This is a genomic window from Aurantimicrobium sp. INA4 (genome assembly GCF_027924525.1).
In the GTDB taxonomy this organism is placed as follows: Bacteria; Actinomycetota; Actinomycetes; order Actinomycetales; family Microbacteriaceae; genus Aurantimicrobium.
Genome location: NZ_AP027040.1, coordinates 250,400 through 261,111 on the forward strand (window position 1 = coordinate 250,400; position 10,712 = coordinate 261,111).

The following is a 10,712-nucleotide window of genomic DNA, read 5'->3' on the forward strand; positions in this document are numbered from 1 at the left end:
TTCTGGGCTCTTTTCTCGCTCTAGGACATCTGCGGTTCTAGCCTGAACTCATGCATGATTTCCTTCGCTTAGGTGACGAACGTGACAGTGTCTTGGAAGAAACCTTCGACATCGTCAACAAGATGTGGCAAGGCCAAGACAAGGCCCGCGAGGGTGAACCAGAGTTCACCAACGAAACCAAAGCACTGCTTCAAGAGAGCCTTCCTGAAACCGGCATGGACGCATCAGATGCGCTGGAATTGGCAGCAGAAGTGCTGGATCAATCCATTGCGCAATCCCGACCACGTTTCTTGGCCTATATCGGCTCCAGCGGACTGGAAGTTGGCGCTGTCGCCGACTTCTTAGCTGCAAGCTATGACATCAATGTTGCGCTGAATTCCAAAGCCTCCACCCTGTTGGAAGTGCAAACAGGCAAATGGCTTGGTGACTTCATCGGATACACCGGGTCTCGTGGGCTCTTCACCTCTGGTGGAACTGTCAGCAACATCACGGGCTTGGCTGTAGCGAGACAAAAAGTTCTCCCCGAATCTCGGGAATACGGAAACAGTGTTCCACTGGCTGTGTACTGCTCTAGTGAAGCCCATTACTCCAACCGCCGAGCAGTGGAACTGCTCGGCCTGGGAAACAAGGCCATTCGTTCGATTCCTATCGACGAACAGCGCCGCATGATTCCAGCAGAGCTGGAAAAGAGCATCAAAGAAGACATTGCTCAGGGCGTGAAGCCAATGGCCATTATTGCCAGTGCTGGAACTACGCTTACCGGTGCTGTGGATCCACTGCGAGAAATTGCCCGCATTGCCCAGACGTATAACGTCTGGATGCACGTGGATGGCGCATATGGTGCACCTGCAGCGGGAGCAGACTCCACCCGCGAACTCTTTGATGGTCTTGAATTAGCTGACTCTGTCACTATCGATGCACACAAGTGGCTCTTTGTGCCCAAGGCCTGCAGCATCCTGTTGGTGCGTGACTATGCAGCCTTGGCTGAAACCTTCGGGCACAACGAGGCATACATGCCACACAACACCGAAGACGCTAACCCTGTCGATGTGACGCTGGAATACTCACGACCACTTCGTGCATTGAAGCTGTGGCTCGGTTTCAAAACCCATGGTGCAGAACAATTCCGTGCAGCCATCGAACATGATCTGCACCTGGCACAGATCACCTATGACCGCGCCAGTGTTAACCCTCGCTACCGCGTGATGCCACACCGTCCGCAGCTCTCTGTGGTTCCCCTGCAATACATTCCTCAAGGAATGACTGACCCTTCGCAGATTAGTGAACACAACGCGAAGTTGTGTAAAGCGATTGTGGAAGATGGCCGTGTCTATCTCTCGCCAGCAGATATTGATGGGCACGTCTGGCTTCGTCCGTGTTACACCAACTTCAGAACTCAAGAAGAGGATGTTGACGTATTCTTCGAGGTCATCGAAGAACTCAGTCACAAACTGCATCACTAACTTCGGTGGAAGAATGATGGCTATGACCAACGCCATTGTGATCTCCGAATTCGGAGACTCCTCTGTCCTGAACTTCACTGAGGTTCCCACACCAACACCTGCCCCCGGACAGGTGTTGGTGAAGATGCGTGCCACGGGTGTGAACTTCATTGAGATTTATCAGCGCAAGGGCCTTTACTCTGTTCCCCTTCCCACCGTTCTTGGTGCTGAAGGAATGGGTGTTATCGAAGCACTCGGTGAGGGTGTGACCACCCTTGAAGTGGGTCAACGCATTGCCTTCACCGATGGCATCTCCACCTACGCCGAGCATGCCCTCGTTGATGCTCAGAAAGCTTTACTCATTCCTGAAGGCATGGATGACCTCACGGCAGCTGCGCTGCCGTTGCAAGGTCTCACCGCGCACTATTTGTCTTCTTCCACCTTTGCCCTTGGCCCTGAGCACACCGCGCTGATTCATGCCGGTGCTGGTGGTGTGGGGTTGTTGTTGATTCAGCTGGCCAAGATGCGCGGAGCGCGCGTGTTCACCACCGTCTCAGATGAATTCAAAGCTGAGCTTGCCCGTGAAGCCGGTGCGGATGAGGTGTTGTCCTATGACGGTTTTGATGTTCGCGTCCGGGAGCTGACCAACGGCCGCGGCGTAGACGTCGTCTACGACGGCGTTGGTCAAGCCACCTTTGACCGTTCGCTGATGTCTTTGGCTATTCGCGGAATGATGGTGCTCTTTGGTGCCGCCTCTGGACCGGTGCCCGAATTTGATCTGCAACGACTTAATTCCGGTGGTTCCCTGTTTATTACTAGGCCCACACTGTGGAATTACCTCTTAACTGCTGAAGAACGCAATTGGCGCTGGAGTGAGCTCACAGAAGCCGTCATTTCCGGCAAACTCAACGTTCGTATTGGCGGAACATACCCGCTAGCGCAAGCTGCACAGGCTCATGACGACTTGGCTGGCCGGAAAACCACCGGCAAACTGTTATTGCTTCCCTGAGAAAGATAAGGCACACATGAACAAGGGCGAATATCAGATTATTCACCGGCAGTCATCTGACTATGACTCAAAGCTGCTCAGCACAGACGGTGTTGAATCGGTCACATTAGGTGAACACACCTTCACTCAGGTTTCACCTGAAGCCCTCGAGAACCTGGCATACACCGCCTACCGCGAGATCAACTACTTCCTGCGCCCAGCCCACCTGGCACAGCTGCGCAAAATCTTGGATGACCCTGAAGCTTCCGGCAATGACAAGTATGTTGCGTTGGATCTTCTCAAGAATGCCAACGTTGCCTCCGGTGGCGTGCTGCCCATGTGTCAGGACACCGGAACTGCACTAGTCATGGCTAAGCGTGGCCACCGCATCTTGACCGATGGTCGCGATGCCGAATACATCACCAACGGTATTGCTAAGGCGTATCACGACCTCAACCTGCGTTACTCCCAAATGTCTCCCGTGACCCTCTGGGATGAGGTCAACACCGGAACCAACCTTCCTGCCGAAGTAGATATTTCCCTGACCAAGGGGGACAGTTATGAATTTTTATTCATGGCTAAAGGTGGCGGTAGCGCCAACAAGACCTTCCTCTACCAAGAGACCAAGGCAGTGCTCGAAGAGCAGCGCCTGTTGGAATTCCTGCGAGAGAAGATTGCCAGCCTCGGAACGGCTGCCTGCCCTCCCTACCACCTGGCCATTGTGATCGGTGGAACTTCCGCAGACTTCGCCGTGAAGACAGCCAAGCTGGCCTCCACCCACTACCTGGACTCCCTGCCCACCGAAGGTGGCAAGGAAGGCCAAGCCTTCCGTGACGAAGCATTCGAGCAGAAGGTATTCGAGATGACCCAAACCATTGGGTTTGGTGCACAGTTTGGTGGCAAGTATTTCTGCCACGACGTACGTGTTGTTCGTCTACCTCGCCACGGCGCATCGTTGCCAATTGCGATTGCCGTGTCCTGCTCCGCAGACCGCCAGTTGCTGGCCACCATCAATAAAGACGGAGTCTTTATTGAGGAGCTTGAACACGACCCTGCCCGTTTCATTCCTGAGACTGGTCTTGAGGCCATCGAGGAAGCTTCACCGGGTGTTCCCATCAACTTGAACCAACCCATGCCAGAGATTCTCAAAGAACTCTCTGCCTGCTCTATCGGTACTCGTGTAATGCTCACCGGAACCATGATTGTGGCCCGTGACATCGCGCATGCGCGTATGCGTGAGCGGTTGGAACGTGGTGAAGGCCTGCCTGACTACGCAATGAACCACCCCATCTACTACGCAGGCCCCGCAAAGACTCCCGAAGGTTTGCCTACCGGCTCCTTCGGGCCCACCACGGCAGGCCGCATGGACAGCTATGTCGAAGAGTTCCAGAAGGCTGGCGGCTCCATGATCATGCTGGCCAAGGGTAACCGCTCCTCTGTCGTAACCAAGGCTTGTGGCACTTACGGTGGTTTCTATTTGGGTTCGGTCGGTGGTCCTGCTGCCCGCCTGGCTCAAGACAGCATTCGCTCGATGGAAATCATCGACTATCCCGAACTGGGCATGGAAGCTGTTTACAAAATCGAGGTAGAGAACTTCCCTGCCTTCGTCGTCGTCGACGATAAGGGCAATGACTTCTTCACCATGGACACCAGCAAGCCTTTGCTTCTCGGTCCCACTCGCACGAAGTAAACACATCAACGTTATGCAGGGGCTCTGTGAGCCCCTGCATTGTTTAACCACGCGCATGGTGTTCAGTGCCAGACTGGAAAGATGAACACGGTCGTCAGTTTCCTGCGGAAGAACCCCCTGTTCAGTGCCACGGGGGTTGTTGCCCTCGTTGGTGCCGGGTTCGCACTCTCCGGCGCGAACGAGATTGCTCAATGGCTGTTGAGTATCTTTGCGCTCATTGTGGCGGCTAAAGAATCTGTCGGTATGGTTCGCTCGCTGATCAAAGGCCACTGGGGTGTGGATGTTTTGGCGGTCACCGCCATCATTGCCACCGTGTTGGTGGGGGAATACTGGGCCAGCATCATCATCGTCTTGATGTTCACCGGTGGTGAAGCGCTTGAGGACTATGCCGAACGACGAGCTAAGCAAGAGCTCACGGCACTGTTGGATAAGTCTCCCCAGATTGCCCACCGTGAGGTGTATTCCAGTGCGGGGGCCGAGCGCGGTGCGCTCTTTGCCACCGAGGATTGCCCCGTGGGCGATCTGAACGTGGGTGACATTGTCGTGATTAAGCCTGGGGAACTCATTCCCGTTGATGGAACACTGCTTTCTCCCGAGGCCACACTCGATGAATCTTCACTCACCGGTGAAAGCATTCCGGTGGAGCGCGTCACCGGTGAGGCACTGATCAGTGGTGCAGTCAATGGTGCCGCCGCCATCCGAATGGAAGTGACCGCCCGCGCGGAAGATAGCCAATATCAGCGCATTGTGCAGTTGGTTACCGAAGCGTCAGAAAGTAAAGCACCATTTATCCGCATGGCAGATCGCTATGCGATTCCGTTCACCATCGCTGCCTATGTCCTGGCTATTACTGCCTGGGTGCTCAGTGGTAACCCCACTCGTTTTGCTGAGGTGTTGGTCGTAGCCACACCGTGCCCGCTCATCATTGCGGCGCCGGTTGCCTTTATTGCCGGAATGAGCCGGGCAGCTCGTCACGGCATCATCGTGAAAAACGGCGGAACGTTAGAAAAGTTGGCCCGAATCAAAACGGTGGCCTTTGACAAAACAGGTACGCTCACCCACGGTCAGCCCGTGTTGAGCTCCGTCGTCACTGTTCCAGGCGTGGACGAGAACGAACTCATCCGTTTAGCTGCGATTGCTGAGCAATACTCTGCCCACACCCTGGCCCACTCGATCGTCGAGGGGGCCCGCTCTCGCAACATCACGATTGCTCCGTGTGAGAACGTCAAAGAAACCACTGCTTCAGGACTCACTGCCACCATCGATGGCAAAACAGTAGTGGTGGGCAAATACAGCTTCATTGCTGAGCATGACCCACAAGCTGTGCGGGTAGAAATTGCCGCAGGTGAACTAGCTGTGTATGTCGCCATCGATGGAAAGTTCGCCGGAGCATTACTGCTCCGTGATGAACTGCGCAGCGATGCGCCAGAAACCTTGCAGTGGCTGTCTGCCTTAGGGATTAAGCACACCCTCATGCTCACCGGTGATGGCAAAGTCACTGCTCAGCATGTGGCTGATGCACTCGGTGTGACCAACGTGCAAGCAGAATGCCTACCGCTGGATAAAGTTCGTGCGGTTGAAGCAGTGACGAACCGTCCGGTGATGATGGTGGGCGATGGTGTCAACGATGCACCTGTGCTCGCAGCGGCAGATGTGGGTGTGGCCATGGGAGCTAGGGGCTCCACTGCCGCGAGCGAATCGGCTGATGTCGTGATCATGAAAGATGACCTGCACCGCGTAGCCAGATCGATTGAAATAGGTCAGCAAACCATTCGGATTGCAACCCAAAGCATTTGGATTGGTATCTCTCTGAGCTTGGTGCTTATGGTCTTAGCCACTTTTGGATTCATTCCTGCCGTGGTGGGTGCTGGATTCCAAGAAATTATTGACGTGGTGACAATTCTTAACGCGCTACGAGCTCTTGGAACTTCGCGTTTGCTTGCACGGCTCCATCTAAGCCAACCGTCACTACAGCCACAGAAAAGTCTTGTGTGATTTGGTTGAGCGTCTCGCTCCCGCCAGAAATAATGGCGGTTGCTAACACATCAGCAGTAATGATGTCGTTGGCAATCACACTGGCTTGAACAAACTCTTTGGTTGTTTCTGGACGCAACCAGATGTGTTCCCCACGCTCGGCCGAACCGGAGGTGGCCATCGCGGGAAATTCTTCTGTCAGGCGAACAGCTGCCAGCAATGTGTTGCGGTCTGAAGGTTCGACAATGCCGGTAATCCAGCCAGGGATATCCTCTGCCTGGTTACCTGCAGTGGTGAGATCACCACCAACATTCACACTGAAGTTGGCAAAGCCAGCTTCAGTGAGTATCCCTGCAGCTTGATCGATGGCAACCGCTTTGATGGTTCCTGAAAGGTCAATAACGTCATCGGGGCGATGCGGGGTGAACGCACCTCCGGTGCGATCACGCCATTGCAGAGCCCGGGCGTATTCGTCACGCATGAGTTCACTGGAATCTGCCAGAGCGAGCTCGCCGGAGGCGATGCGGGAGGCTTCGGAGTCTTCCCGATACAAACTAAATGTCTCATTGAGCTGGGCGAAGTTGTGCTCCACTTCGTTGAGAACGGGGATGGCATCAATAGTGCCCAAATCAGCATCAGCAATTCGGATGCTGACCATGGTTCCCATGGTCTCAAACGAGTGGACAGCCATGATGTTTAGCCAGTGAAGCCAGCAGCATCCAGTGCAGACTGCAGGGACTGCAAGTAAGCCTGAGTTGTGTAAGTACCACCAGAGATATTGGCCACATGTGCGGACTGTGCAGTCAACACTTCCGAGCGAACCATGGGAGCAACCTGCTGGCTGATCGCAATGGACTTCCGGTCGGCATCCGTGAGCTTCACGGCAATGACGTCGGTGATCTTTCCGCCAGAGATGACTGCCTGAACTTGAACAGTTCCAAAACGTGTGTTCACCACAGAACCGTCATAGGTTCCATCTGCAGGACCAGAGGCAACCGGTGCTGTGGTGGCAGCAGGTGCTGCCGCACTGGTGTCGGTTGTGCTCGTGGAGGAGTTAGAGGTTGTTGCCGAGGAGGCAGAGTTGCTGGTTCCTGAGGCAGAAGCCTGGCTCTCAGGAAGAGCAGAAACAAGAGTTCCCACTCCTGCCTGCCATCCGATAGCGATGATCGCTGCCGAACCCATTCCGGCAAAGAAAGCACTACGAGCGCGCATTAGAAATCAAACCTTTCTGCATGGATCTGGTGATCGTGAAGACCCAGACGCTTCGCGTCACGGACCACGAGGTCCGTCCAAGGGGTAGGGCCACATATGTATAAATCGGAGTTTTTGATCTGGGGTGCCAGGGTAAGCAAGCTTTCACCCTTGCTGTATGCCTCGGCTGAAAGCCAGGTGTTCACACCCTTAGGGCGGTGACCTACCAGGACGCGCAGCGATGCGGACTTCTCTACGCAGAGGTCATAGGTTTCCTGCCACAGGTAGACATCCTGGGCGTCGCTTCCGCGAAGGATCACGGTTGCCTCGAGAGGATCCAGGTCTGAGCTTTCCAAGATGGCGCGGATGGGGGTGATACCAATACCTGCACCAACAAAGACGGCCTTCTTGGTGGTTCTCGACGCATCAGTGAAGATTCCATAGGGACCTTCGAAGCTCACGCGAGTACCGGGCTTGAGAGAGAGCAAACGTGCACTTCCCTTGCCTAGGTCACGCACTGTGATACGCAGCGAGCGACCATCTGGGTGTGCCGAGAGGGAGTAAGGGTGTGCATCCCACCACATGTTGGGAGCCCAGAAGCGCCAGGTGAAGAACTGTCCGCCCTGTGCACGCAGAGCATTAATGTCGCGACCGGTCATGGTGACCGAAACAACACCGGGAGCTTCAATATCTACTGAGCTCACGCGTAGGTCGTGACGCAGCGAGCTGGCTACGGGAATGATCACGCGGAAGATGGTGATGGAAGCCAGGGCACCGACATATAGTGCCATCCAGTACCAGCGAGCCCAGGTTCCTTCAGCGAACATCATTCCCTGTGTGAACTGGTGGGGCAGGGCAAGCAGGATTGCGCCGTAGCTGAGCAGGTGCACGATGTACCAGAACTCGTAGGAGAGCTTGCGGCGGACAATCACCAGCGAGGTAACTACGACGGCAATCAAAAGTCCGGTCGCGATAAACGCGATAGACATATCTTGCTGGTTCACAATCATGTCGATTGCTTCAGCAATCGGGTTCAAGCCCTGAGCAATGCCGTAGCCAACCATGAGCAAGAACATGTGAGCCAGGATCAGGTACAACACTGGCTTGCCCAGTTTGCGGTGCACGGCCAAAGCCTTGTCGTGACCGAATGTGCGGTCAATTACAGGAATACGTGCAGCCAAGATGAGCATGATGAGCATGAGGTCAGAGCCGACCAGGCCGGTGACAATGCCGATACCGGTGGTGACATCCTTAAGGCTCAGGAAGTATGTTGCTCCGCCGTCTGCGAGGAAAAGTGCAAGAACGATGGCAACAGAGAAGTAGACAATGGTCTCGAGCAGATCACCGCGACGCAGACGAGCGGTGTAGCGCTTCTTGATCTGCGTTTCACGTTGGGTAGCCACGTTATTTCTCCGTGTAGCTGCTTTGGTGGGCAGGGGTGCGGTTGAGGTCATGAGATAAACCTGTCAGGGCTATCTGAAGGGACCCTATGGGCAACCTATGAATTACTTATGAAGATTATTCTACAAGATGTAGAAGTAAATTAGGCAAACTGCCAAGACCGCTTGGACAGTCCATACCAAAAACCGTCAATAGCGCTGGTGTTATCTAAACCGCTGTCTAATGCAGCACCCAGTGCAACATAGAGCGGAGCCCAGTGTTCAATGCGGGGATGTGCTTCATGGGCAGCAGGAGCGTCATCCCAGAAGTTCAGTAACGCATCAATGTCTTTGTTTTCTAACGCTTCGGCAGCCCAGTGATCGAATTCCGCAGAGGCCTGGGGTGGTGTCACATCAGGACCGGCACCGGGGTTGAACCAGCGCAAGTTGTGGGTTGTGAATCCCGACCCAATAATCATTGTTCCGGCATCACGCAGCGGAGCAAGCTTGCGCCCCATCTCGAACAGTTCCACCGGGTTCAAGCTCGGTAAAGATAACTGCAGCACAGGAACATCCGCATCGGGATACATCTGGGTGAGCGGAACATAAGCACCGTGGTCGAGGCCTCGGCCCTGGTCCTGCTGGACCTGGGGTCCGAGCACGCCGAGAACCTCAGCGGCTAACTCCCCCGCTGCAGGAGTGTCATATTGCATCTCGTAGTACTTGCTGGGGAACCCATAAAAGTCATAGACCAGGGGAGTGTGTTCCTGGGTTGAGCTGATGGTGGGGGGAGCTTCTTCCCAGTGTGCGGAGACCATCAAGATCTGCTTGGGCTTATCCAGTTCTTTACCCCATGAGGCAAGTTCACCTGACCAGCGCTGGTCGTCGACCAGCATGGGTGCACCATGGCTCATGAACAGGACGGGCTGTGTGGTGTCACTCACAATAGGGTCTCGCAATACATCACAGAGAAGTTCTTTACACAGGCAAGAAGTGATTCTTGTGCGGTTTTATTCCCTCAGCGTTGTTCTGAGGTGAACTATTTGAAGATGATGGTGCGTTGACCATCGCGGAGTACGCGGTCTTCAGCGAACCACTTCACTGCCTGAGTGAGGGTGCGACTTTCTTCATCCTGACCGATGGCGACGAGTTCTTCTGGCGTGCGGGAGTGATCTACACGGACCACGTTTTGCTCAATGATGGGGCCTTCATCTAAGTCTGTGGTGACGAAGTGGGCGGTGGCACCAATGAGTTTCACACCGCGAGCGTGAGCCTGCTTGTAGGGGTTTGCCCCCTTGAAGCCGGGCAGGAAGCTGTGGTGAATGTTGATGATTTTGCCTTCGAGCTTGTCACACAACTCGGGAGAGAGAACCTGCATATAGCGGGCTAGAACAACCAATTCGATGTCATGTTCTTCCACGACCTCAAGTAGTCGCTTCTCGAATGCTGCTTTTTGCTCGAGTGAGGTCACTGGCATGGATTCGAAGGGGATGCCGTAGAAGCCGGCGAGATCTGCCAGGTCTGTGTGGTTGCTGAGCACGAGAGGAATATCGACAGGCAGTTGTCCCGCGCGCTGACGGAAGAGCAAGTCGTTGAGGCAGTGCGCTGCCTTGGTGGCGAGTACGAGGGTGCGCAGTGGGCGACCAACCACATCCAAGCGCCAGTCCATGTCATATCCGCTGGTGACTGGCTGCAGCGCCAGTTCAAATTCTTCACGGCTGGCAGTGGTCTCCACCTGCAAGCGCATGAAGAAAGTTCCGGTGTCATCGCTGGAGAATTGCTGGCTCTCGGTGATATTTCCATTGGCTGCAACAATGGCTCCGGATACTGCGTGAACAATGCCGGGTTTATCGGCACAAACAAAGGTGAGTACCCAGTGCGTAGCGTCAGACATACTTCAAGATTATTGCCTTCAAGCTTGGTAGACTGACACTGTCGCAACTGGCGTTGAGATGGGTATCCATCGGGGAGCGATTAAGGATCGGATGTGGCCGAACGCCTGGGCCATCACGAAAGAAACCTGTTACCGGGTTTGTCCCGGTCTACAC

At 54.7% G+C, this 10,712-nt stretch carries 9 protein-coding genes and 1 riboswitch; of the genes, 4 read left to right on the forward strand and 5 right to left on the reverse strand.

Annotated features, from left to right (window positions below):
• The first annotated feature begins 50 nt into the window (after nt 1–50).
• From AINA4_RS01310 to AINA4_RS01325, 4 genes are all read left to right on the forward strand, one after another.
• A complete protein-coding gene (locus tag AINA4_RS01310) occupies nt 51–1,463 on the forward strand; it encodes an aminotransferase class V-fold PLP-dependent enzyme (RefSeq protein WP_281787179.1) in 1,413 nt (470 codons plus the stop codon).
• 22 nt (nt 1,464–1,485) lie between these two features.
• Nucleotides 1,486–2,451, forward strand: a complete 966-nt coding sequence (locus AINA4_RS01315) for a quinone oxidoreductase (protein WP_281787180.1) — start codon at nt 1,486–1,488, stop codon at nt 2,449–2,451.
• A gap of 16 nt (nt 2,452–2,467) precedes the next feature.
• A complete protein-coding gene (locus tag AINA4_RS01320) occupies nt 2,468–4,120 on the forward strand; it encodes a FumA C-terminus/TtdB family hydratase beta subunit (RefSeq protein ID WP_281640318.1) in 1,653 nt (550 codons plus the stop codon).
• Nucleotides 4,121–4,201: 81 nt separating this feature from the next.
• A complete protein-coding gene (locus AINA4_RS01325; RefSeq protein ID WP_281787181.1) occupies nt 4,202–6,115 on the forward strand; it encodes a heavy metal translocating P-type ATPase in 1,914 nt (637 codons plus the stop codon).
• Here AINA4_RS01325 and AINA4_RS01330 read toward each other — a convergent pair.
• From AINA4_RS01330 to purU, 5 genes are all read right to left on the reverse strand, one after another.
• Nucleotides 6,024–6,785 carry an FAD:protein FMN transferase gene (locus tag AINA4_RS01330; protein WP_281787182.1) on the reverse strand — a complete coding sequence of 254 codons (762 nt, stop codon included), beginning with the start codon at nt 6,783–6,785 and terminating at the stop codon, nt 6,024–6,026. The two genes, AINA4_RS01325 and AINA4_RS01330, sit on opposite strands and share 92 nt — an antisense overlap.
• Nucleotides 6,786–6,790: 5 nt before the next feature.
• Nucleotides 6,791–7,306 (reverse strand): FMN-binding protein, encoded by a 516-nt coding sequence (locus tag AINA4_RS01335; protein WP_281787183.1) that lies wholly within the window; start codon nt 7,304–7,306, stop codon nt 6,791–6,793.
• Complete coding sequence (locus tag AINA4_RS01340; protein ID WP_281787184.1) at nt 7,306–8,739, reverse strand: ferredoxin reductase family protein; 1,434 nt, start codon at nt 8,737–8,739, stop codon at nt 7,306–7,308. Before AINA4_RS01340 ends, AINA4_RS01335 begins: the two co-directional genes overlap by 1 nt.
• An 89-nt stretch (nt 8,740–8,828) precedes the next feature.
• Complete coding sequence (locus AINA4_RS01345) at nt 8,829–9,578, reverse strand: class III extradiol ring-cleavage dioxygenase (protein ID WP_281787624.1); 750 nt, start codon at nt 9,576–9,578, stop codon at nt 8,829–8,831.
• Between the two features lie 125 nt (nt 9,579–9,703).
• The gene (gene purU, locus AINA4_RS01350; protein ID WP_281787185.1) at nt 9,704–10,558 is read right to left on the reverse strand and encodes a formyltetrahydrofolate deformylase; all 855 of its coding nucleotides are present in this window, start codon (nt 10,556–10,558) and stop codon (nt 9,704–9,706) included.
• A 33-nt stretch (nt 10,559–10,591) separates the two neighbouring features.
• A riboswitch (ZMP/ZTP riboswitch) is annotated at nt 10,592–10,676 on the forward strand.
• Nucleotides 10,677–10,712 lie beyond the last annotated feature (36 nt).